The organism is Haloarcula rubra, from assembly GCF_019599465.1.
In the GTDB taxonomy this organism is placed as follows: domain Archaea; phylum Halobacteriota; class Halobacteria; order Halobacteriales; family Haloarculaceae; genus Haloarcula; species Haloarcula rubra.
The window spans coordinates 1-22825 of sequence record NZ_RKLR01000018.1 but is presented as its reverse complement, the minus strand read 5'-3'; the positions used below and the strand labels follow the sequence as shown (position 1 = coordinate 22825).

16 protein-coding genes and 1 pseudogene are annotated in these 22825 nt (G+C 66.5%); 9 read left to right on the top strand and 8 right to left on the bottom strand.

Annotation, left to right across the window (positions count from 1 at the left end; all coding sequences use genetic code 11):
• Positions 1-42 precede the first annotated feature (42 nt).
• Complete coding sequence (locus EGH21_RS22020; RefSeq protein ID WP_220620560.1) at positions 43-468, top strand: universal stress protein; 426 nt, start codon at positions 43-45, stop codon at positions 466-468.
• Entirely contained in the window at positions 465-2714 is a 2250-nt protein-coding gene (locus EGH21_RS22015) for an amino acid permease (RefSeq protein WP_220620559.1), read from the top strand. Before EGH21_RS22020 ends, EGH21_RS22015 begins: the two co-directional genes overlap by 4 nt.
• Here the strand turns inward: EGH21_RS22015 and EGH21_RS22010 are convergent.
• Positions 2711-4144 carry a polysaccharide deacetylase family protein gene (locus EGH21_RS22010; protein WP_220620558.1) on the bottom strand — a complete coding sequence of 478 codons (1434 nt, stop codon included), beginning with the start codon at positions 4142-4144 and terminating at the stop codon, positions 2711-2713. The genes EGH21_RS22015 and EGH21_RS22010 overlap by 4 nt on opposite strands.
• Positions 4145-4374: 230 nt before the next feature.
• Between EGH21_RS22010 and EGH21_RS22005 the strand changes: the two genes are divergently transcribed.
• The 3 genes from EGH21_RS22005 to EGH21_RS21995 are packed head-to-tail and all read left to right on the top strand — an operon-like array spanning position 4375 to position 9001.
• Positions 4375-6957, top strand: a complete 2583-nt coding sequence (locus EGH21_RS22005; protein ID WP_220620557.1) for a PKD domain-containing protein — start codon at positions 4375-4377, stop codon at positions 6955-6957.
• A 60-nt stretch (positions 6958-7017) separates the two neighbouring features.
• Positions 7018-7962, top strand: coding sequence for a S49 family peptidase (locus tag EGH21_RS22000; RefSeq protein WP_220620556.1), 945 nt, complete (start codon positions 7018-7020; stop codon positions 7960-7962).
• Positions 7955-9001 (top strand): GldG family protein, encoded by a 1047-nt coding sequence (locus EGH21_RS21995; protein WP_220620555.1) that lies wholly within the window; start codon positions 7955-7957, stop codon positions 8999-9001. The genes EGH21_RS22000 and EGH21_RS21995 overlap by 8 nt, the downstream gene beginning before the upstream one ends.
• Before the next feature lie 41 nt (positions 9002-9042).
• Here the strand turns inward: EGH21_RS21995 and EGH21_RS21990 are convergent, their stop codons facing one another.
• The 3 genes from EGH21_RS21990 to EGH21_RS21980 are packed head-to-tail and all read right to left on the bottom strand — an operon-like array spanning position 9043 to position 14595.
• Complete coding sequence (locus EGH21_RS21990; protein WP_220620554.1) at positions 9043-12549, bottom strand: UvrD-helicase domain-containing protein; 3507 nt, start codon at positions 12547-12549, stop codon at positions 9043-9045.
• Positions 12542-13783, bottom strand: coding sequence for a PD-(D/E)XK nuclease family protein (locus EGH21_RS21985; protein WP_220620553.1), 1242 nt, complete (start codon positions 13781-13783; stop codon positions 12542-12544). Before EGH21_RS21985 ends, EGH21_RS21990 begins: the two co-directional genes overlap by 8 nt.
• Positions 13780-14595 (bottom strand): hypothetical protein, encoded by an 816-nt coding sequence (locus EGH21_RS21980; protein ID WP_220620552.1) that lies wholly within the window; start codon positions 14593-14595, stop codon positions 13780-13782. Before EGH21_RS21980 ends, EGH21_RS21985 begins: the two co-directional genes overlap by 4 nt.
• A 342-nt stretch (positions 14596-14937) precedes the next feature.
• Between EGH21_RS21980 and EGH21_RS21975 the strand changes: the two genes are divergently transcribed.
• From EGH21_RS21975 to EGH21_RS21965, 3 genes are all read left to right on the top strand, one after another.
• On the top strand, positions 14938-15507 hold the full coding sequence (locus tag EGH21_RS21975) for a hypothetical protein (protein WP_220620551.1): 570 nt from the start codon (positions 14938-14940) through the stop codon (positions 15505-15507).
• Positions 15494-16549, top strand: a complete 1056-nt coding sequence (locus EGH21_RS21970) for a tyrosine-type recombinase/integrase (protein WP_220620550.1) — start codon at positions 15494-15496, stop codon at positions 16547-16549. The genes EGH21_RS21975 and EGH21_RS21970 overlap by 14 nt, the downstream gene beginning before the upstream one ends.
• A gap of 194 nt (positions 16550-16743) precedes the next feature.
• The gene (locus EGH21_RS21965) at positions 16744-16899 is read left to right on the top strand and encodes a hypothetical protein (protein ID WP_220620549.1); all 156 of its coding nucleotides are present in this window, start codon (positions 16744-16746) and stop codon (positions 16897-16899) included.
• Here EGH21_RS21965 and EGH21_RS21960 read toward each other — a convergent pair whose 3' ends face one another.
• The 3 genes from EGH21_RS21960 to EGH21_RS21950 all read right to left on the bottom strand — a co-directional run bounded on the left by EGH21_RS21960 (position 16900) and on the right by EGH21_RS21950 (position 21747).
• On the bottom strand, positions 16900-18204 hold the full coding sequence (locus EGH21_RS21960; protein ID WP_220620548.1) for a hypothetical protein: 1305 nt from the start codon (positions 18202-18204) through the stop codon (positions 16900-16902).
• A 74-nt stretch (positions 18205-18278) separates the two neighbouring features.
• Positions 18279-20306, bottom strand: a complete 2028-nt coding sequence (locus EGH21_RS21955) for a UvrD-helicase domain-containing protein (RefSeq protein ID WP_220620547.1) — start codon at positions 20304-20306, stop codon at positions 18279-18281.
• A complete protein-coding gene (locus tag EGH21_RS21950; protein ID WP_220620546.1) occupies positions 20299-21747 on the bottom strand; it encodes an MSCRAMM family adhesin SdrC in 1449 nt (482 codons plus the stop codon). Before EGH21_RS21950 ends, EGH21_RS21955 begins: the two co-directional genes overlap by 8 nt.
• 296 nt (positions 21748-22043) lie before the next feature.
• On the opposite strand from EGH21_RS21950, the gene EGH21_RS21945 reads away from it, so the two are divergent.
• Positions 22044-22679, top strand: coding sequence for a hypothetical protein (locus EGH21_RS21945; protein WP_220620545.1), 636 nt, complete (start codon positions 22044-22046; stop codon positions 22677-22679).
• Between the two features lie 31 nt (positions 22680-22710).
• Here EGH21_RS21945 and EGH21_RS21940 read toward each other — a convergent pair.
• Positions 22711-22825 (bottom strand): annotated as a pseudogene (locus EGH21_RS21940) (IS630 family transposase); the annotation flags it as partial.

The window sequence follows — 22825 nt, the reverse complement described above, 5'->3', positions numbered from 1 at the left end:
CAGACCGCCGACAGCACGGGGGAGCTACGGGGGGACGGTGCCATGGCTGACCTGCTGGACCGGGTCGTCGTCCCCGTCGCGAGCGAGGACGACGCGGAGGCGTCCGCTCGCGCGCTCGCGCGGCAGTCCTACGGCGAGGCCGTCTTCGTCCACGTCGTCGAGAAGGCCGGCGGCGCGCCGGACAAGGCAGGGGTCGAACAGCGCGAGTTGGAGGCCGAGGAGATGTTCGAGGCGGCGCGGGCCGTCCTCGGCGACGTCGAGACGGACATCTACTACGGCACCGACGTCGTCGAGACGATATTCGACGCCGCCGAGGACGTCGACGCCTCCGCCGTCGTCGTCACGCCGCGGGGCGGGAACCGACTCGTCCAGTTAGCGACGGGCGACGTCGCACTTCGGATGGTGACGGAGAACGACCGGCCGGTCGTCGTCCTCCCGGCCGACCAAGACGGCGAGGGCGGGACATGACCGACGAGGAACTCGCGAAGGACCTCGGCCCACTGGCCGCGCTGACCATCGGCGTCGGGACGATGATAGGGGCGGGTATCTTCGTCCTCCCCGGCGACGCCATCATCAAGGCCGGGTCGATGGCCTCCGTCGCGTTCGTCCTCGGTGGCGTCATCGCCATGTTCACGGCGCTGTCTGCCAGCGAACTCGGGACGGCGATGCCACGCTCCGGCGGGGCGTACTACTACGTCAACCACGCGCTCGGGCCGCTCTTCGGCTCTGTCGCCGGATGGGCCAACTGGCTCGGACTGGCCTTCGCGAGCGCGTTCTACATGGTCGGGTTCGGCCGCTACATCGCTCGCATCTTCGGACTCTCCGGCACCGTCGGATTCGGCCCGGTGTCGATATCCGCCGTCAAACTCGTGGCGCTGGCCGGCGCGGCGCTGTTCGTCTTCATCAACTACGTCGGCGCCAAGGAGACGGGTCGCCTGCAGAACGCCATCGTCATCCTGCTGGTGGCCATCCTCGCCGTGTTCACGTTGCTCGGCACGCTACGGGCCGCCCCCGAGAACCTCCCGGAGGCCCGGAGCGTCGTCACGACGCTTGAGACGACGGGGCTCATCTTCGTCTCCTATCTGGGCTTCGTCCAGATTACGAGCGTCGCCGAGGAGATACAGGACCCCGGGAAGAACCTCCCGCGGGCGGTCATCGGGAGCGTCGTCCTCGTGACAGTCATCTACGCGCTGGTGCTGGTCATCATGAGCGCGGCCGTCCCGCAGGGGTTCATCGCGGGGCTCTACGAGAACCTCGCGCCCGGCGAGACGGCCCCCATCGCCGTCGTCGAGGTAGGCCAGTACCTGCAGGGGGCCGCCATGGGCGGCGCGCTCCTGTTCGGTGGTCTGCTCGCCACCGCCTCCTCGGCCAACGCCTCCATCCTCGCGTCCTCGCGCATCAACTTCGCGATGGGCCGTGACCGCATCGTCACGCCGGCGCTCAACGAGATTCACCCCCGCTTTGGCACGCCGTACCGCGCTATCGGCATCACGGGCGGCCTCATCCTGCTGTTCATCGTCATCGGGGACCTGACGCTGCTCTCCGGTGCCGCCTCGGGGCTGCACCTCATCATCTACGGCCTGTTGAACGGCGCGCTCATCGTGATGCGCTACGTGAACCCCGAGGAGTACGCGCCCGACTTCATCGTCCCGCTGTTCCCACTGCTCCCCATCGTCGGCGGCGTCCTCTCGTTCGCGCTGCTGGCGTTCGTCGCGTCGGACGCGCTGTTGCTCTCCTTCGGCATCGCCGGCGCGGCGATACTGTGGTACGTCCTGTACGCCCGCACGCGGACCGAGAAACAGGGCATTCTCTCGGAACACATCCTCTCCCGCTCCGACGAACTGCCCGACGCGGCCGTCAGCGCCGCCGCGGGCGTCCAACCGGACGGCGGCCAGTACCGCGTGATGGTGCCGCTGGCCAACCCCGAACACGAGAAGGACCTCATCACGCTTGCCAGCGCGCTGGCCAAACAGCGCGGCGGCACCGTCGTCGCCACGCACATCGTCACCGTCCCCGACCAGACGGCGCTGGCGAGCGCCGCCGAACGGGCCGACGAGATAGACGAGACGTCCGAACACCTCCTGAACCGGGCCCGCGAGGACGCCGAGACGTTCGGCGTCGACGTCGAGACCCACACCATCATCTCCCACAAGTCCTTCGAGGCCATCTTCGACGCGGCCCGGACTCACACGGCGAACCTCGTCGTGATGGGGTGGGGGCCCGACGCGCACGGGTCGCCCGGCCGCGCCGAGTCCGCGATGGACGAACTCACCGAGGCGGTCCCCTGTGACTTCCTCGTCCTGCGCGACCGCGGGTTCGACCCGTCGCACATCCTGCTCCCGACCGCCGGTGGGCCGGACTCGGACCTCTCGGCGTCGGTGGCACAGATGCTCCAGGCGGAGTACGACTCGGACGTGACGGTGCTCAACGTCACCGACGACGACCCGGAGGACGCCGAGGCGTTCCTCCGGACGTGGACGGCCGACCACGGCCTCGACGACGCCCAGATACGCGTCGAACAGGGCGACGTCGAATCCGCTATCGCGACGGCCGCCGAGGACGCGACGCTGTTGCTCGTCGGTGCGACGGAGGAGGGACTGCTCCGCCGACTGGTCTCCGGGTCGCTGGTCATGGACCTCGTCGACGACGTGGACTGTTCGGTGCTACTGGCGGAGAAACACCGCGAGCGCGGCCTGCTCGAACGCCTGTTCTAGCGGCCGTTCTCCCACATCTCGAGTATCTCCGCCAGCGTCTCGTCGTCCATCTTCTCGCCGTTCGTCCGTGGGACGTAGGCGTCCTGTTCGTTCCAGTGGACGGCCCGCTGGACGTCCGCGAGTCCGATGTCGCCGTCGCGGGCGACGACGCGGGGGACCGACAGCGGTTCGATTTCGGTCACCGGCGGGTCGAGCAACTCCGTCAGCATCGTCGAGGGTCTGATGACGTCCAGCCCGCGTTCGGCGATGCCGTTCATGGTCTCCCGGAAGGCCGACTCCGATATCCAGCCGCCCGCTCCGACCTGATGGTAGGCCAGGACGACCGTCTGCCCGTACTTCTCGGCGAGGTCCAGCGTCGTCTCGACCCGGTCGCGGTTCTCGCCGAACACGCGGCCCACGGTGAGCGGCCCGGTCAACCGTGCGCCGTGTGGCATACTGCCGTCGGTGAACGCCAGATAGTGGTAGTCGCTGACGATGTTGCGGATGCGCGGCGAGGTGCCGCTCCACGGGTAGGTGAATATCGACGACCCGACCTCGAATCCGCGGTCGAGGAGCCACTGTTTGGCGTCGGCGACCTGTCGCCTCGCTTCGTCGTTCGGGAGTTCCGGGAGGTCCCGGTGGTCGACGGTGTGGCTCCCGATCTCCCAGCCGGCGGCCCGCATCTCGCGCATCTCGGACTCGCCGAGGTAGTCGTCCCTGTCGACTCGTCCGGTGTTGACACACGTGACGGCGGGGAAGCCGTACGACTCCAGAATCGGGAGCGCACGGGTGTACTGCGTGATACCGCCGTCGTCGAACGCGAGGACGACCCGGCCGCCGTCGACCCGCGGCGTCGTCCCGAGGTCGTCCAGCCAGACGAGCATGGGGGCGTCGGAGTCCCGGTTGAAACGAATCCGTATCTCTTCGACCGACGAGAGGTCCGGGTCGCCGGACTCGTCGGTAACCCCGAGGTCGATGCGGAACCACCCGTACGTCGGCGAGATGGTCCGGCGGTTCATCTCGACGTAGTCGCCGTCCTCGTCTTCCACCTCGACGACGAGTTGCTCGGTGTCCGGGTCCCCGAGACGGAGCGCGAGAGAGAGGTCGCGGTCCGAGAGGTCCAACTCGTCGAACTCCCTGCTGATGGCGAGGCCATCCGCGTCGCTGTTCGCGGGCGTCGAGAGCCGCGCGGACTGGGACCCGCGGTAGACTTCGTTCGTGTCGGCGCTCAGCGACCCCTCGTCCTCGCTCCACGGGTCTAGGTCCTCGAAGTCGTCGAGACGGTCGTCCGGGTCGGCGTAGCGGTCCGTGCTCTCGAAATCCGTCGTGAGCAACGGGTGGCGCTGCTGGGCGCGCGCCCGTCCCAGGGTTCGACCACCGGTGGCGAGCGCGAGGGCGACGGCCCCCTGCTTCAGTACGGCTCGGCGCGAAACCGGCGGGGTATCGGTCATTCGCCCTCGACTAACGGCGATTCGGCTATTGTTATAGCGAGCTTTGTCTCGCGGCCCGTGCTACAAGGTGTGTACAACGGAGACGGGAAAGCGGTCCTTACCCGGACAATGCGGCCATAACAAACCGGCGTGAAGCCCGGCCTACTGACACCGATGGCTCCGCCCCGGCGTTCACCCGCTCTCACCGTGTCGACGAGCGACCACCTACTGCGACGGGGCCGGGCGGCGTGATGACCGTGTCACGACGCCGCCTCGTCGCAGTCGCTCTCGCACTCGTCGCCGTCGTCGCCGTCCCGACGGCAGTCGCGGCACCGGACGACGCCGTCACGGTCGAACAGTCGCTGGCGGCCGACAGCGTCGCCCCGGGCGGGTCGGTGGGACTCACCGTGACCGTCGAAGTAGAGGACGTCGACGCGCCCGCCATCAACGTCACCGTGCCGGCGGACTGGACGGTCGAGGTGGTGGACGACGGCGACAGCGACGCGAGTTACGGCACCGCGTGGCTCTGGCAGGACGGGGACGAACACACGGTCGAGTTGTCGCTCGGCGTGCCGGAGACGGCCGGCGGCGGGAGCTACGAGGTCGCCGCGACCGGGTCTGGCATCTATCAGGACACCGGCGAACGAGTCACCGACCGGACGGTCGACGATGTCGACGTGAGTGGGGCGGTCGCGGTGACGGCCGACGCGGGCGAGAACCGGACGGTCACACCGGGGACGAGCGTCGAACTGGACGGGAGCGGGTCGACCGCGCCGGACGACGCCGACCTCACGTACCGGTGGACGCAGGTGAGCGGCCCGTCGGTCACGCTTGCCGACAACGGGACGGCGACGCCGGAGTTCGCCGCCCCCGACGTGACCGACGCGGCGACGCTCGCGTTCGAGTTGACCGTCGCCGACACGAACGGGACCACGGACACGGACCGCGTCGCCGTGACCGTCGAACGGCCCAACCGACCGCCGACGGCGAGAGCGGGTGACGACCGCTCCGTCGCGCCCGAGACCACCGTCGAGTTGAACGGGACCGGATCGTCGGACCCGGACGGCGACGACCTCGCGTTCGCGTGGCGACAGGTCGACGGGCCGAACGTCACGCTGACCGACGAGCGGACGGCCACGCCGGAGTTCGAAGCGCCGGCCGGGGACGACACGCGACGGCTGACCTTCCAGATGGCCGTCAGCGACGGGACCGCCGAGGCGGTCACCGACACCGTCGTGGTGACCGTCGAGGATACGAACGCCGCGCCGACGGCCGTCGCCGGGTCCGACAGACGCAGCGACCCCGGCACGACGGTCGAACTGACGGGGACGGAGTCGACCGACCCGGACGGCGACGAACTCGACTACGAGTGGACGCAGGTCGAGGGGCCGAGCGTCGAACTCGACGACGCCGACAGCGCGACGCCGGCGTTCGAGGTTCCACAGACCGACGGCCCGACGCCGCTCACCTTCGAGTTGACCGTCAGTGACGGCCGGCAGACCAGCACGGACAGGGTCACTATCACCGCCGAGGGAACCCCGACCCCCGTCGCGGAGGCCGGTGCAGACCGGTCGGTCGTCGAGGGCCGTACCGTGACACTCGACGGGTCGGCCGACGACGCGGCCGACGCGTCGTACGCGTGGACACAGGTCGGCGGGCCGTCCGTGACGCTCGACGACGCCTCGACTCGGTCGCCGTCGTTCGACGCCCCCTCGGTCGACGACGAGACGACACTCACCTTCGAGTTCACCGTCACCGACGAGGCCGACCGGAGCGATACCGACTCGACGACCGTGACGGTGCAGCCACGGTCGAGCGGTGGGGACTCGGGTCAGAGCGACGGCGACGACGGCGGGAGCGACTCCGGCGGGGACCGAGACGCCGACGAGCGTGAGGCGGGCGGTGGTGGAGGCGGCGGTGGTGGCGGGGGCGGCGGTTCCGCTGCGCCGCCGGAACCGAGCGGTCCGACCGTCGGCATCGACCGACCGGACGGCCGGAGCGCCATCGTCAGCGTCGCCGCGACCGACGACACCCCCGTCGGCGTCACGCCCCGGGCGGCGGACGACGGCCTGACCTACGAACGACTCAGCGTCGCGCCGAGCGCGACGCCCGCTATCCTCCGCGTGGCCGGGCCGAACAACACGACGCGCGTCGTCGTCGGCGTCAGGCCGGTCGGCACGCTGGCGACGGACACCGCCGCCGACGCCACGGTGACGGCGACGTTCAGCGTCGCCGGGGCCACGCTCGGCGACGCCGACCCCGAATCGGTGACGGCGTACCGAGTCGAGGAGGGCGCGGTGACCGCTCTGAACACGACGCTCGTCGAGACCAGTGGTGGCCGGCACGTCTACAACGTCACGACCACGGCGCCCGCCGAACTCACCGTCGGCGTGCCGGTCCCGGCGCTCTCGGTGACGGACGTCCGGACCAACGTCTCCGAGGCCGGCGTCGGTGACCCGGTCGAAGTCACCGTCACGGTGGCCAACGAAGGCCGTCGGGAGGGGACCGAGACGGTGCGACTCGACGGCGCGGGCACGACGACGAACCGGACCGTCACGCTGGCGGCCGGCGAGACGACCGAGACGACGTTCGTCCGTCGGTTCGAGTCGGCCGGTGACCAGACGGTCCGGGCCGGCGACGCGTCGGCGACTGTCACCGTCGGCGATGCGTCCACGCCGGCGTCCGGTGGTTCCGCCACGCCGTCCTCGGCCGCCGGGACGGACGCCGAGGGACGGACCGACGGCCAGACGACCGGTGGGTCCGGCCCCGGACTCGGCGTGGCTGTCACGCTGGTGGCACTCCTCGTGGCCGGCTTGCTCGCTCGTCGTCGCTGATTTCGCCACTCCCCAAAGCTATTCGTCCGGTGGCACCTACGCCAGATAGTGTCATCGTACATGAAATTGTCACCAGCTACCACGGCAGCGTACGTGGTCGTCGTCACCGCCGCCGTCGTGACAGCGGTCGTTCTGGGTCCGGTCGTCTGGGACGTGACTGCGAGCGCGGGCGGTGACCGAGAGCACGTCGCCGTCGTCACCTTGCGCGGCGGGACCACCGACGCCAACGTCGCCGCCGTCACGCAGCGACTCAGACAGATACGGGGCAACGACTCCGTCGCCGCGGTCGTCCTCCGCATCGACAGCCCCGGCGGTCCCGTCGACGCCAGCGAGGAGTTCTACCTGGCGGTCAACCGGACCGCAAGCGAGATGCCGGTGGTCGCCTACGTCGAAGGGACCGCCGCGTCCGGCGGCTACTTCGGTATCTCGCCGGCCGACGAGATAGTCGTCAAGCCGAGTTCGAACGTCGGGAGCATCGGCGTCATCGTACAGGCTCCCCGGAGCGCTATCGAAGACACCGCTCGACAGCAAGAGCAGTTCGTCCGCTCCGGGCCCGACAAGGCCCAGATAAGCATCGACAGCCTCCGGCAGGACATCGAGACGCTCCAGCGAGCGTTCGTCGGGACGGTGCTGCGCCACCGCGGCGACGAACTCACGCTGAGTCGGTCAGAGGTGGCCAGTGGCCGCACGTACCTCGGCACGCGCGCGGTCCAGAACGGGTTCGCCGACCGCATCGGCGACGTCGGGACGGCCATCGAACGCGCCGCCGCGCTCTCCCCGGACATCGAGGGCGACCAGTACGACGTCGTCTACGCCGACACGCAGCGCCCCGTGCAGGTGTTCGTCCTGGGCGGGAGCGTCGAACGGGTCGAGGGCGACGTGGTGTACGTCGACCGGCCCGACGACACCCGAGAGCAGGAGTTCCAGCGCCCGGTCGAGTACTACGCCGTCTGGGGCGTCCCTGCGGGGAACGCCTCCGACGGGGAGGTGTACGTCTATGACTGAGGGCCGCGTCGTCACGCTGGTCGCGACGTACATCGTGGTCGCCGTCCTGCTCGTCGGCGGGACGGCGCTGCTCGGTCTCGCCGTCGGCGGGACGGTCGGGACACCCGACGGCGTTGGCATCGAAGGCCAGTCCCCGGCCCAGTTCCAACCGGACCGCGTCAACCCCGAGGTCGACCCCGAGACGGGGCGCATCGCCGTCGAGCGCGGGGACGCTCGCATCCTCGTCGACGCCGACCACGGCAACCAGTTCGAGGAGTCGGACCTCGAACCCGCCGTCGAAGCCGCGTTCCGGGCCGGCCACACGGTGACGTTCTCCGACGCCGTCGACAGCGACCAGCAGTACAACCAGACGCTCGCGGGCCGGTCGGGCCTCCTGGTCGTCCAGCCGACCGAGGGGTTCTCCGCCGGCGAACGGGCGGTCATCCGCAACTTCACCGCCGAGGGCGGCCACGTGGTCGTCTTCGCCGAACCGACCCAGTCGCGCGTCTCGACGGGCCTGTTCGGTGGAGGAGCCACCACCGTCTCCTTCGGAGCGAACAACTTGACCGAGTCCTACGGCGTCCGCATCGGCGCGGAACCGCTGTTCAACGTCGAGGATTCGGCCAACGACAACAACTTCAAGAGTATCTACAGTTCGCCGCGGGGCGACGACCCGCTGACCGAGGGCGCCGAGACGGTCACGTTCGACGCCGGCGGCTACGTCGTCGTCCGCCGAACCAGCGACGCCGAGGTGGTGTACCAGTCCGTCCCGGGGACGCGGACGCTCGACTCCCGCCGCGCCGGCCAGTACCCCACCGTCGCCCGCACGGAGAACCTCGTGTTCGTCGCCGACACCACGCTGCTCGAACGGTCGGAGGTGTACGACGCCGACAACGAGGTGTTCGTCGGGAACCTCCTCTCGTTCCTCGTGTCGGGGGATGCACCCGAGCGCCTCCCGGGGGCGACCGAGACGGACGGCGACGGCGGCGGCACGAACGACGGTCCGACCGGGAACGGGACGGTCACGCCGACCAACGAGACGCCGACGCCCTCGACCTGAGCGGTCGAAGCCGACGTGGCTGTCTGCATCGGCGGCCCGGGTCACTCCAGCAGGCGCTCGACGCGCCGCTCGACGATTTCCGGGGGCCACGACGGTGTGACCGTCTCGGACGCGATGCCGAGCGTCTCGATAGTCGGCCGGACCGACTCCGCGGCCCCGGTCTCCCGTTCGAAGAGGTACGCGTACGCCGACACCTGCAGGTCGTAGCGCCGCCGCGTCTCCGCAGTCGGCGCCGCGAGCGCGATTTTCACGTCGGTGACGTACCGCTCGCCGGAGGGCATGTCGAGGACGAAGTCGGCTTCGCCGTGTACCTCTACCTCGACGTCGCCGACTTCGACGAGGCCGTCGACCGGGTGTTCCACGCGGACGCACTCGGCGCGCTGGAGCCGTTCCCAGAGGCTCGACGCGAGGAGATCCGCCACGACGTCGCCGAAGAAGCGCCACAGACCGGCCCGTTCGGCGTCGCCGACGGCGGGTGCCGTCTCGCGGACCACGTCGTCGAACACGCCACGGACTGCGCTGTCCATGGCCCGGAGGTCGCTCTCGGGGACGTCGCTCGCGACGAGTCGCGTCACCGCGTCGTGCAGACACGTCCCGACCTCCTCGGGGCCCAGTGCGTCGAAGTGGAGCGGGAGGTCCTCGGCCACCTCGTTCGCCGTCGTGTGGAGTGGCTCCCCGAGCAGGTGGGCGAGAACGTGCGCGCCGGGGTCCTCGGTGAGCGGGTACATCGTGCTGGGGTTGAGGAACCGCGGCACCCACGACTCGAGGCGAGCACGGCGGGGCGGCGTCACGGCGACGTCGGCAACCGGCGCCGGCCCCGAGTCACGCGCTCGGGTCGCGAGCGCGTCCACGTCGTTGACGCCGACGGCTAGCTCGCCACGCCGTGTCGGGAACGTGTACGAGTCGGTGCCACCGTCGAAGCAGAGCCCGTCGCGGAGCGTCTCTATCCACCGGTCGCGCGTGCGGTCGGTCGGCAGCGACCGCGGGAGCGGGACGACGAGGTGGTCCCGCGCACGCGTCAGCGCGACGTACAGCAGTCGCCACGCCTCGGCCAGTTCGTTCGCGACCACTCGCTGCAACCGGTCCGGGCCGACGAGCGCGTCGCTCGCCGCCGTAGCGGTCACCGTGTCGGCCCACCGGGCGGTCGCCCAGCGGAGGCCCACGTCCCGCGTCAGGCCGCTGTCGGGCGCGTACAGCCCCCCGACGAACGGCGGGACGTCGACGTCTGTCGGGACGTCGGTATCGGTCGGGGGCGCGAGGCCGGCGACCGGCCCCTGCGTGAGGAACCGCTGGTGGACCGGCCCCTGCGTCCAGAGGTCGAAGCCGGGGTCGGCCACGGCGACGACGTCGGCTTCGTCACCTTTCGCCCGGTGTATCGTCCGGAACGTCACGTCGTGTGCCGACCCCGACGCACTGGGCCGTGTCGGCCCGTCACTCGGCGTCGCTCGGAACGGCGCCACGAGGTCGACGAGGGCCTGCGGACCGTACTGCTCGTCCGTCTCCCACTCCGAGACGGTCTCCACGAGCGCGTCGAGGACCGCGACGCGCTGGCTGTCGTCGGTGTCGGGGAGACAGTCGTTCGCGTCGGACCGGAGCGAGAGCCGTTCGACCACGTCTTCGACGTACGTCGCCGCGGGTCGCATCTCGACGGTGTCGCGGCGGTCACGGAGTCGTCGCAGTCCGGTGAGCGTCCGCTCCTGTGCCGCCGAGCGTTCGGCGTCGGCCCCGAGTACCGCGTCGACGTCCCACCCCTGCGTCTCGAACACGTCGGCGAGTGCGGCCAGACCGAGGCCGCCACCGGTCACGAGTTCGCGCGTCCGCTCCGGGGACCCGGGGTCGACGAGCCACTCGCAGACGGCGAAGACGGCCTCGACCGCGGGGTGGGCGAACAGGGGCTCGCCGGCGTTGCGAACCTGCAGTCCGGCGGCCTCGAACGCGGCTTCGTAGTCGCGCATCCGCGTCCGCCGGCGGAACAGGACGGTGACCTCCAGCGGTTCGCCGTCGTCGTCGGTGAACGTGCCGTCTGCGAGCCCTTTCGCGAGAAGGGTCGCCAGCACGTCGGCCTCGCCGCCGCCGTCCTCGGGGTGGACCCACTCGGCCGACCCCGGCCGGTGGGTGCTCGAGAACGAGGCGACGTGGACCGCTGTCTCGTCAGTCCCGTCCCGTGCCGGGTCGAGCGACGGGAACGCCGTCTCTACGTCGCCGACGTCGCCCCGCGCCGGGTCGCCGAACATCGGCGCGGCGACGGACTCGATTGCCTCGGCCACGTCGGGCACGCACCGATACGTCGTCGTCGCCGTCTCGTTGCGATGGGTCGTCCAGTCGACGCCGAGGTACTCGCCGTCCGTCGTCGCCGACTGGAACAGTGTCGGGTCGGCGTGGCGCCAGCGGTAGATAGACTGCAACACGTCGCCGCAGGCGAAGACCCGCATCTCCGGGTCCACGAGGTGTGACAGCGCCGCGTGTTGAATCTCGGAGACGTCCTGGGCCTCGTCGATAATCACGCTCCGCAACCGGGCGCGGTACCGCTGGCGCACGCGCCGTCTGTGGTCGTCGTCGACGCCGTCCGCCCACTCGTCGTCGAGGCTCCCGTCGAAGTACGCGGTGACGAGGAAGGCCACGTCGGTGTGCGAGAGGACGCCGTACTCGCGGGTCAGGTCCCGATACGCCGCCCGATACGCCGACAGGAGCGCACGGAAGTCCTCGATGCGGGCCCCCCACTCGTCGTAGAGGGTCCGGTCGGCGGCGACGAGTCGGTCCCGGTCCTCGCCGTCGACTGCCGCCCGCACGTCGTCCCCGGCCGCGTCGTCGCCGACGGCCCGTTCGACGGCCGCGACGACGTCCTCGAACGAGTCGGGTCGCCCCTCGTAGACCGACGCCCGGGTCCGCTCGAGTTCCCGCCCGAACGCGGCCGTCGAGAGCCGTCGGTCGCGGCAGTAGGTCATGGCCTGTTCGAGCATCTCCGCGACGCCGTCGACGTACTCGCCCGGTTCGTACGCCGCGTCGAGCGCGTCGAGTCGGGCCGCGTGTGCCGGGTCGGACGCGAGGAGGTCGTAGCAGTCCGCGTGGACCCGCCGCAACAGCGCCTCGTTACCCACGGACGGCATCCCGTCGAAACCGAGGTCGTGGACGAACTCCCGTAGCACGCCCCGGAGGAGGCTGTCGATGGTTCCGACGAACGGCGCTCGCTGGATGCGCTGGACCAGCACCTCCACCTCGGCGGGCGACACCTCGGACGCGACCGGCGAGAGGTCGTGTTCGACGATGGTCCGGAGTTGGTCGCAGAGCGCCGGGACGATGTCGGCCGCCTCGTCGCGGTTGAACGAGACGACGGCGACGTGCTGTTCCGGGGTCGGGTCGCCGGCGACGTAGCGCCGAAGGATGTCCTCCGGCGCGATGCGATACGCGACCGTCGACTTGCCGGCCCCGGGCACACACGAGAGCGTGAACAGCCCGCAGTCGTGGTCGAAGTACGCGTCCCGAATCGCCGCCTGCGCGTTCCGCAGACGAATCGGCGTGTCCGTCTCGGTACCGGCTTCCTCACTCATCCGTCGCGTCCTCCGTCGTCTCGGGGAGCAGCGCACGTATCCGCTCCGGCAGCGTCCGTTCGGAACTCCGAAGCCGCTGTATCTGGGCCGTCGGTACGGCGTCTGTGTCGAGACGGTCGAGGAACGGCGACGGGTGGACGGTCTCACCGCCGGTTGTCTCGGTGTGTCGCGTCAGGACCACGCCGGTCGCGGCGGCGCGGAGCGTGTCCGCGAAGTGGTCCCTGTCTCGGCCGTCGGTCCACGCGGCACTCGGTGCGAGTGTCGACGTCTCGCCGGCCCCCCGGAGGACCGCTTCCTGGAACTCCGGCGGGAGCGTCGACTCGGTCGCCCGTGGCCACTCGTCGGCCGTCAGGCCGAGGGCGACGACGTAGGGCACGTCGAGCGCCCACACGTCGTTGGCTTCGAGGACGTCCACGGCACGCGCGTTCGAGTGTTCCCGGCGTCCCGGCCGCTGTGTCGCGACGACCGACGCCAACTCGGCGACGTCGGCCCACGACCGGTCGACGGTACCGTCCTCGAGTCGCTCCGCGAACTTCCCCCGGAGTTGCTTGACGAGGGTCCGGACCCGGACGACCGCACGCGCCTCCGTCTCCGTCTCCAGCAGTGCGGGCGTGTCGGCGGCCTTCGTCTCGGGGAGCGCGTGGTCGGCGTACGCCTCGACGACCCTGCCGAGGACGGAGCTGACCGCCGCCGGGTCCGGTTCGGGGGCCTCGTCGAGCCACTGGACGAACGCCGCGACTCGCTCGTCGGCGTCGCTCGCCGTCACCACTGCTTCCCACTCCGTGACGGTCCGCGCGCCGTCGGGCAGGGCCGCTCTCGCTCGCTGCACGGTCGCCGGTTCGACGGGCCACTCCTCGCTTGCCCCCGCGGGCGGCGTCCAGCGGTGTTCCAGCGGCCGGAGCAGCGTCCGCCGGTCGACCCGCTCGGCGGCGAGCGCGTCACAGACCGACTCGACGAGCGCGTACGGCCGCGTTCGCGTCACGCGAAGCTGTGTCCAGAACACTGGCGTGACGCCGTACTGCATCGCCGCCCTGAACAGCGGTTCCTCGTACGTGTCCAGGTCGCGGACGACGAGGGCGAGGTCACGGACCGGGACACCGCGCTCTCTGAGCGCCGCGACGAGTGCCATCACGCTTCGCGCTTCTGCCCGCCGGGTCCGGGATGCCATCTCTACGACGGGTACGTCGGGGGCGTCGAGCGGCCGCGCGAGCGCGGCCCGGTCCGTCCCCGTCACTCGAACACCTCCAGACCAGGGTCCTCGACACCGAGCAGCGACGGGAACCGCCCTTCGAGGTACGCCCCGGTCCCTTCCCGGAAGTAGACGTGGACCTCCAGCGTCGTCGTCGCGACCAGCGCGTGGAGGAGGTCCGCGAGCGCCGCGGAGACGCTGCTCAGCCCCACCAGCGAGAGCCGTCGTATCTCGGGGTAGGCGGCCGCCCATGCCGCCCCGTCCGTCGCCGCGAGGTCCCGCGTCGCCCGACGCACGAGTTCGGTCTCTGAGACGGCCTCCTCCGTCCGTGCTCTCAGGGCACGCTCGACGTCGAGTGCCGTCTCCAGCAGTGCCGCTGTATCGGCGTCGATAGGTGCGTCCAGTTCCCCGGCCGCGTCGTCCCACGCCGCGACGCGCTCGGGGTGGAAGTTGGTCGCTCGCTCTACATCTGTCCGAATCTGCTCGACGTACTGGGGGTCTCCGGACGGCGTGCCGACGGGCAGGGAGACGGTCGGCGACGCAGACGCCGACTCGTCGAGTATCGCTCGAACGAGCGTCAGGCGGTCGATGCGGTCGATAGCTGCCGTCGACGCGTCGCTCGCTCGGAGGACGTCGCGGCTCAGCCCGACGGGGTCGTCGAACTCGAAGGCGTCTTTGGGCGCTCTCGCCTCGCGGAGCCGTCGCTGGACGTTCCGCTGGTGCAGTTCGACCGGCGCGACGACGAGTTCGGTCGACCGTGGGGCGTGGCACGCCCGGTCGAGCAGTTCCAGTTCCGCCCCGACGTGGAGTGTCACCTGTGCGGGGAGTATCTCGTCACGTGTGTGGTCGCGTTGCATGGTCCCGTCTCCACCGACCCGACTGCCTCGGTTCCGGGATGTAGACGCCTCGCCGACGAAGACCTGTCGGTCGTCGCCCCGGCGAGTGACTCACTCCGGTCGGTCCGTGCTCCGGGTAGCCATCACTGTCAGTCTCTCTCGCCGACGCCGAGGCACACGACCGAGATAGATGCGGCTCGTCGGGTACTTCGCTGTGAAAGAATACGGTATCGAAGAACCGGGCGTAACGGACCCGGTCGTCGTCAGATTCGCGGCGGCTCAGCCGAACATCTGGCGCATGTTATGGGAAGTTCTACCTTTGTTCTATAAACGCTTATGTAGCCGGCCGGAGTGCGTCAGCGCATGCCCCGGAACGGACGAGACCAGATCAACATCGCGCTCGATCCCGAACTCAAGTCGGACTGGAAGCGCGCCGTCGAGGAGACGGGCAGGTACGATTCGCTGACGCAACTCATCCGCCAGTCTGTCGAGAACGAACTAATACGAATCGGGTTTCGAGAAGGGATCGATCCCGACATTCCCAACCAAGATACGGAGCCGGTTGACGTCGATCTGAGCGGCGTCGAAGCGGAGATCTCCGAAATGAAGGAAGAACTGCGGGGCGTGAACCAGCGGATCGAACGGATTAGCCTCGCCACCGACGCCCAGCAGGACACCGAGCTGATGGACCTGGCGAGTACACTCCACGACGAGCTTCCCAGGGTGGACTCCCCGGAGGATCTATCGGAGAAATCGCCGACGGAGTCGGGTGCCTGGGAGGGACAGCCTTGGCGGCTCGCACAAGATGTCGATGCGTCGGAGTACGACGTCACCCGAGCTCTCGCGCTCCTCGAACAGCAGATGAGTCGCGTGAAGAGCAAGACCGTGATCGTCGATGGCTCCCCGCACAACGTGTACTATGTCGAGCAGTAATGACGCCGACGAGGATACGGAAGGCCTCACGGGAGTCCACAAGGAACTCCACGACAAGTACTGCGCCTTCCTCAAGGGGAAGGGGAAGTCTGCAACGCTACAAACCCGACGCTCCTGCCTCCACCAGTGGATGGTCCACTGCCAGGAACAGGGTGTGAACCCCAAGACTGCAGAGGAAAGCGACGTACGGGAGTTCGTAGACCAAAACCTCCACAAGGCGGACACTATGGTCGCCTCCCTCCTGTCTACCGTCTCCGTGTTCTACATCTGGGCGTACAACCGAGACTACTGCGAAACCAACCCGGCCGAGAACGTCTCACTGGACGACACCGACTACAATCACATCGACCCGCAAACCTCACAGAAGGTCAAGGTGCTCCAACAGCGCGGTGACACAGACGACGCCGTCGTGGCCATCCCCCCTGAGGACGTTCAGAAGATATTCGAGCATCCCGGATCGCCGGCCATCCGCAACGAGCTGGTGATGCGGTTGTTGTATCAGACTGGCGTTCGGTCAGTCGAACTGGCCAACATTCGACTTGCAGACATCGATTTCGGGAAACGCGAGATCCGGATCACGTCGGCGAAGGCAAACGCGGGCGACGAGAACTACATCCGGTACGTCTACTACCACGAGAACCTGGACTTCCTGATGCGCGAGTGGGTCGAGAAGCAGCGCCAGTCGTACGCGCCGGCAGCCGACTCCGACTACCTCTTTCTCACCCAGCAAAAGCCGAAGATGCGGCCGAGCTACATCAGCCGAATCGTGAAAGAACAGGCCAAGGAGGCTGGAGTCAATGAGCCGATCACCGAAGATGCGAACGGTAACACGAGGTGGCTCGTGACCGCACACACGCTTCGCCATTCAATGGCGTCCCACTCAGCGAACGGGACGCACCCTGCTGATCCCAACGGAGATGGAATCCCCGTCCACATGTTGGCCAAGGTTCTCGGACATCGGAAGCTGGACACGACGATGAAGTACGTCTCGACTGACTGGGACCAGATCGGGAAGGTGTTTCGTGAGCGTGGACCGCGGTGATGAAGTAACGAATTCGGATTGAGGACTCGCAGTCTGATCAGTACCCCAATCAATGGACATTGAACTACTGGGTCTACCCCGAGGCTTCCCGTAGACGCCTATGAGCACCCCATCAAACAGGGAATCTATTCCGGAGTCTCGTCTGAGTAGATATCCTCAAAAGCCTTATCAACTCACTCTAAGTTGGTGAATATATGACAACTGCGGACTCAAATGGGACTCCGACAAAATCTCTCGCAACAGTGGTTAATCCGGAAACGGATAATCTGACCATCGAGTTGGAGTTCTATGACGAAACTATGGAAGGCGTTGAAGGGGTAAGCATGCCAAATCCTCCTGAAGAAGAATAGCTACCACCTTTCCTCTTCATCTCTGGAAGAGAAGTTCATCGCATCGAATAGTCCCCGCGCAATTTCATACGTACCACTATCAAGAGGCCCATCGTCAGGAAAGTCTAGATTCTGCACCGTACACACACCTTTCAACGCCACTGTGGGCGGAGCTGCGTCATCCAAGTCAGAACTGTACTCGTCACGCGCTGCCAAACAAACTCGAAGCGCATCCTCCGGATCCTGCATCACGTCCGCCGCGCTCCCGCAATCCCTGATGCCTTCGAGGACCGCAATCAACTGGAGCGCACCACCACCGTCGTCGTGAGCCCAGCATTTCCACCCATTTTGACTATCGACACCGAAGTTCGTGCTATCTTTGTCGTCCGGCCCGGGATTGTCGTGGGACGTTGTCGCACCGTGGACGGGATGCGGGCCCTGACCGTTCTTCCCATATTTCCGGAACGGTCCAGTGTTCGCTATCGGAACTGGATCGAGATCGTAGTACTTCGACCGACTACTGCTACTCTGGCCGCCCCGGATCTGGGACGTATACCGTTCTATCACGGCATCAGCCTGCTCCTGATCGCTCAGCTGATCCTCGTCATCGACGTACTCATCAACCAACTCGTCAATCACGTCCTGCGCCTCGGGAACAGCATGCCGTGGTGTGTCCTCGATGTGTAGCCACGTCGTTCCGATCACTCGACCGTTGGCCGGGTATCCGTAAATCTCGACTTGCCCACCATCGTTCAGGTCCTCCATTATTTCCCGTCCATCGACGTCGCCGGGAATTCTTCCCTTCACGAAGACGTGCGCACCGGTCATCGACCGTGACAACTCCGCGTATCCACCGAGTGACTGAATGATATCCCACACCTCTCGGGTCATCACACCCGTCCCGTCGTCCTGAACGTCGATCACGTCGTCCAGATCGACGAGCATGAGAGGTCCGTCGTCGGGCTGGAAGTCTGCATGGGGCACGATCACCATCGGGTATAATGGATGCGGCTCTACAGCCTCTCCGTTGTCTGTCATCCCCCAGTACCACGTCGGATCGACGTGGCCGTTCACCGTTCCGTTCAGCGCCTCCATCACGTCGCCGAACCGTCCACCAACTCGGTTGTCCCACGAAACCGAATCCCGACCCCACTTTACTGTCCCTGCATAGCCGTCGTTGAACGGGGCACGCGGTTGCTTCTGTTCCAGATCCCAGCAGAACCAGTTCCGGGCCGTCTGCCCGAACTCGATCAGGTCCTGTGGAATCACACGGTCGGCGTCGTGCACCGAGTCAGGTAGCTCCAACACGACGTGCTCGTCAGTCATCTCGTCAACGCGTACCGGACTCCCCGTGACCGCCGACGTGTCTGGAGGCCGTGTCGACGCACTCCTCTCCGTTGTCATCGGTCGTCAGCACCCCCGTCCGTCATCGCTTCGCTCGCCTGCCGCCGAGCGGACGCCGCCGCCTGCGGCGCGAGATTCCCCGGCAGATGATCGATGGATCCAGGGAAGGCGTCGTACATTAGGTGCAGTCGCTCTGATGCTCTGCTCAGGCCGACGTACCACGTTCGAGCTTCGTTCTGGCGCGTCTCCTCCGACCGATCCATCTCGCGTGCGATCTTCCCTGTGATTCCATCGAAACAGCAGATGTCCGTGGCCTCAGCTCCCTTGCTCGCGTGGATGGTGAGGACGCGAACGTGATGCGTGTCTTCGACGACGTCGTCGTACCGCGGGAGTGCTCGACGGAGTGCCTTCAGGTCGTGATCGGTCAGGTCGCCCTTGGTGAGCCGCTTCACGCTCGCAGCACCAGTGGTGTACTCCTGCCAGAACTCCGACGTCGCTATCTCCTCGACGTCACGGATGGTCGCCACGCGTTCCTCGCGGCGATGTTCCGCAGCCAGGTCCTCAGCGTCGTCACGGGACAGGGTGAGCGTCCGCGCGTTGGCGTGATCGAGAAGTTCAGCGAACTCGTCGGCTGTGAACCGGAGGTTGATTGCGTCGGCGGCGTCGGTGGCGTACTCGTCGAGTCCGCGGCCGTGGTGTGCGTCGCCGTACGTCGCCGGAACCCGCTCCAGTTTCTTCAGCGCATTGAAGACGTCGAGGCGATGGCCGTCCCATCCCCAGCCGCCGGGACCGCGCTGGCCGTCGTGGATGATGCCGGCGCGATCCAGCGCCACCGACACGCCCCGCGCCCATCGTCGCGTTCGGGCGAGGTACAGGATCGACCGCTCCGTGTCGGCGATGAACTCGTTGTACAGCCACGCTGGCGACCCGGGCGTGGATTCACTCGGCGTCGTCCAGTCACTGGTCCGGCCTTCCGGCGGTTTGATCGGCGGCGCGTTGTACGTCAGGAGCTCCGACCGACCGGTGCGCTCGACCGGTGGTGGCGTGAATTCTTTCTGGAGCATCCGCGTGGCCGACTGCCAGTGCTCCTCACCGACGCGGTAGGTTCTATCCAGCAGGATCTCCGGCAGGTGGTCCAACCGCTCCGTGAAGAACCGGGGATGGGAGCCGGCGTACTGATTGACCACCTGTAGCGGGTCACCGGCGGCAATGGCGGTATCCGCGTGCTCGAACCACTTTTCGGCGACAGCTGCCATCAAGGGCGTCGCGTCGTGGTACTCATCGACGACCACGACCCGTGTCGGCGGGAGCGACGAGCCGTCCAGCGCTGCTTCGAGGAGTTCCCAGAAGTCGTGCCAGCCGCGCTGGGCCTTGAAGTCCTGGTACTTCTCCCACTCCGCCTGGACATCGACGCCAGGCCACTTCTCTCGCAAGTCGTCGTAAGAGGGACACTGTCGGACGTCCGCCTCATCCGTCGGGTCCAGTAGGTTGTTCCGCATGTAGTCGAACAGGCCGAGCAGCAACTGGCCGCGCGTGTCTTCCCACGGCCGGTTCTTCGGCGGGTAGAACTGGATGTCCTGCTTCTTGCAGTAGAACGCCCGCTCGCGGTAGCCCATCGCGTTTCCGAGGTTCCCGTCACGAACTGCCTCTCGCGGATCGCGCTGTAACAGCCCGGTCGCTCTGTTCGCTGCCGCGTGCATCGTGCAGAAGAACTCCAGTTCGGCGTCGTCGGGAACGACGCCCCACGCACGGAGTTTACGTTTCACCGCGTCCGCGAGATCGACCCGATACGTCACGACGGTCATCTCCGCCGGGTCGATGCCCTCGACGTCGATGAGGACGGCCAACCGGAGGGCAATCTGCGTAGTCTTCCCGGTACCCGGCGGTCCATTGAGGCGCACGCTGTCGGTCGGTGGATGGACGTCGCCCTCCCGAATCACCGCGTTCCGCAACTTTTCGGGGAGCCGGCGGACGAGGTCAAGCGGGAGCGCCATATCTTCCCAGCCGTCGGGCATCGACAGCACTTCGCCCGGAGCTGCAACAGCACGACTCCACCACTCGGGCAGCGAGTCCCCCTCACGCATCTGACTCACCTCCGTTTCCGTCCTCTTCGTCACTACCCGGCCCGTACCGACCAGTAATACCGTAGTCGTCGTTCGAATCGTTGTCTGTTTCGTCTATACGGTCGGTACACTCGCCGTCTCCTGTTTCTGTTGGTCGAATAGTGTCACCGACATCCTCAGATTGATCATCAGCACTCCTACCGACAGCGTCGTCACGCCGTTCATCTTCGTCATGTGCCTCGGAGGAGTGGCCTTCACCTGGAGTGTGGTCTACCTCGTTATCGTTGTCGTCGTCATTCGACTCACCATCATCGTTGCTGTCCTCATCCACACTATCGGAGGACGCCTCATTGCTGTCGCCAGTTGTGTTCGTCCCAGTCGCTGCGTCGATGGCCGCGTCTTCACGGTCTCGGCGGTCGTCTGGATCCTCGACGTACGCGTCTGGTTCGTCGAACGAGTCGGCGTCCAGCTGCCAGAACGTTTGCCACAGCCCGTTCACGTGCGTTGAGTAACTGACGGACTCACCGCCGCCAGTGCTGTCCTCGTCGTCGGGATCGTTCCGAGCGGCTGCGGCGTGCGCGTCTCGGGAGGAGATCTCGATCTGCAACGCGCGGTCCGAGATGTCGTGGGTCTGCAGGATTCGGGCGATGTCCTCCCGCAGTACCCAGACTTCCGTGTGATTCGGAGGCTCATCATCGACGTACACACCTCCATGCTCGACGGCGTCCGAGAGGGTGCCGTACGCGACCGAGCTCGCCACGAGATTCTCTAGCTGGTAGAACGCGGTGGTTCGCGGGCCGTCTTCCCAGGTCGTCTCCTCCAGTGGTTCGATGACTGACCCGATGAAGTTGCCCCACTCCGCATCCTCCAAGTCAGGTCGAAGCGGGTACTGCCCGCTGGCGCTGGTGTATGCCTCCCAGAACTTCTTCTCGCTGAACAGGCTGCCACGCGGGACGGAGAAGTTCGTGTCTCGGCCGTCGTCGAAGGCGAGCGTGTACTCGGCCTCGGACGAGTCGCTGTCGCGCGTGACCTTCTTCTCGACGCTTTCCAGCGTTTCCCTGATGAGAGGACAGAACTGCGTAGGGAGCTCGTCGTCCACGCTCGCTGCGGACTTCGCACGGCTCACCTCCTCCTCCCAGATCTCCTTGAGCGAGGTGCGAGTGAGGTACGATTTTCGGTCGGCGATCTGGTTGACGTACCCCTCGATGATCAACTCGATCCGGTCACCGCTGTCGGAACCATTCACCTCGACGTCGGCCTGGATCGCCGACATCTCTTCGATCATCTCGATTGCTTTCCGCGTTCCCTGCCCGCCGTCCAAGTCCCGCAGTTCAGTCTCGTACTTGGTCCAGATCTCGGCAAGTTGCTGGTCGGGAGTCACCTCCTCGTCATCGGTGGTGTCGGCATCAGCGTCAGGCTCCTGATCGGCAGTATCAGAAGCGTTGTCGCCGTTTTCGCTCATCGATCACCACCGTGAGTTGGGTGACTTCCCGGTTCTTTTAGTAGCCTTAACGCGTACGTTGAGCTGGGTCGCATACTGTATTCACCTCGTGCTGCACGACGAGAGACCCAAAGGCGCGGGACGCTCACTTCGTCCCGACGCCACCTTCGTTCTGGGCCCGTCAGATCGTGTCTACCCCCCGCTATGGCTTCGCTACTTATAAAGTTTTACAGTAAACCTATTCTGGTTCGGTGTAGAATTAGTATTCTACATCAGTCCATAATAACTATTACAATAGGGGTATAGGAGACTGCTATATGGAGCTTTCAGATACCGACTGGGGGATCCTCGACCTCTGTAGCGAGGACCGCGAAACGCGCAAGAACATCGCCGCAGCGCTGGACAAGACACCGAACTACATCTCGAAAGAGCTCTCGAAGCTCAATGAGATGGGAATGCTCGAACAACCCGGTCCGGCCGAGAACTCCGGGATGCACGTCACGACGGAGAAAGGAGAGTTTGTCCTCTCGAAACAGGAGAAATACGAACGGCGGCAATCCGAACTGTTTGGCGAGCTCGTCGAGTCGGCTGTCGAACTATCCCGTGAGTTATCGGCGGAAGCTGACGAGGAGGTTACACCGGACGATATCGTAGTTGTGACCGAACAGGCGTATGACCTGCTTCAGAAACTGGAGAACCACAGTAGGATATCCCCGCAAGAAGCGGCAGATCGGTTCGGGACGAACCTCTATGCGACACAGGGAATTCTATACGAACTGTATTTTTTCGATCTTCTGGATCGCGCAGTCACGTCTGAAGGAGAGATCTATGATCTCACCGCCCGTAGTCGGCGACTCCTCGACGATCCGGTTCAGGCGACTGTGAAGGACGCGAATCGAACGTGGAACATGATCACGTCTAAAGACAGATCGGAGCCTTCCTTCGATGAGTGAGTACGAATGTCCCCTGTTTCTATAGTAGACACTAGAAGTAATTACTCACTTTAGGAACAGAGAGTTTGTCGAGAGCGGCGTCGATCGCTGCTGTTAGCTCGTCGAGCGAGTCAAAGAAACGGTTGCTAAGAGCCTTTTGCAGTTGC

What these genes read in the sequence shown, in the direction of transcription:
- EGH21_RS22020 (WP_220620560.1), top strand. Translation starts at nt 43, where the DNA reads ATGGCTGACCTGCTGGACCGGGTCGTCGTCCCCGTCGCGAGCGAGGAC.
- EGH21_RS22015 (WP_220620559.1), top strand. Translation starts at nt 465, where the DNA reads ATGACCGACGAGGAACTCGCGAAGGACCTCGGCCCACTGGCCGCGCTG.
- EGH21_RS22010 (WP_220620558.1), bottom strand. Translation starts at nt 4,144, where the DNA reads ATGACCGATACCCCGCCGGTTTCGCGCCGAGCCGTACTGAAGCAGGGG.
- EGH21_RS22005 (WP_220620557.1), top strand. Translation starts at nt 4,375, where the DNA reads ATGACCGTGTCACGACGCCGCCTCGTCGCAGTCGCTCTCGCACTCGTC.
- EGH21_RS22000 (WP_220620556.1), top strand. Translation starts at nt 7,018, where the DNA reads ATGAAATTGTCACCAGCTACCACGGCAGCGTACGTGGTCGTCGTCACC.
- EGH21_RS21995 (WP_220620555.1), top strand. Translation starts at nt 7,955, where the DNA reads ATGACTGAGGGCCGCGTCGTCACGCTGGTCGCGACGTACATCGTGGTC.
- EGH21_RS21990 (WP_220620554.1), bottom strand. Translation starts at nt 12,549, where the DNA reads ATGAGTGAGGAAGCCGGTACCGAGACGGACACGCCGATTCGTCTGCGG.
- EGH21_RS21980 (WP_220620552.1), bottom strand. Translation starts at nt 14,595, where the DNA reads ATGCAACGCGACCACACACGTGACGAGATACTCCCCGCACAGGTGACA.
- EGH21_RS21975 (WP_220620551.1), top strand. Translation starts at nt 14,938, where the DNA reads ATGCCCCGGAACGGACGAGACCAGATCAACATCGCGCTCGATCCCGAA.
- EGH21_RS21970 (WP_220620550.1), top strand. Translation starts at nt 15,494, where the DNA reads ATGTCGAGCAGTAATGACGCCGACGAGGATACGGAAGGCCTCACGGGA.
- EGH21_RS21965 (WP_220620549.1), top strand. Translation starts at nt 16,744, where the DNA reads ATGACAACTGCGGACTCAAATGGGACTCCGACAAAATCTCTCGCAACA.
- EGH21_RS21960 (WP_220620548.1), bottom strand. Translation starts at nt 18,204, where the DNA reads ATGACTGACGAGCACGTCGTGTTGGAGCTACCTGACTCGGTGCACGAC.
- EGH21_RS21955 (WP_220620547.1), bottom strand. Translation starts at nt 20,306, where the DNA reads ATGCGTGAGGGGGACTCGCTGCCCGAGTGGTGGAGTCGTGCTGTTGCA.
- EGH21_RS21950 (WP_220620546.1), bottom strand. Translation starts at nt 21,747, where the DNA reads ATGAGCGAAAACGGCGACAACGCTTCTGATACTGCCGATCAGGAGCCT.
- EGH21_RS21945 (WP_220620545.1), top strand. Translation starts at nt 22,044, where the DNA reads ATGGAGCTTTCAGATACCGACTGGGGGATCCTCGACCTCTGTAGCGAG.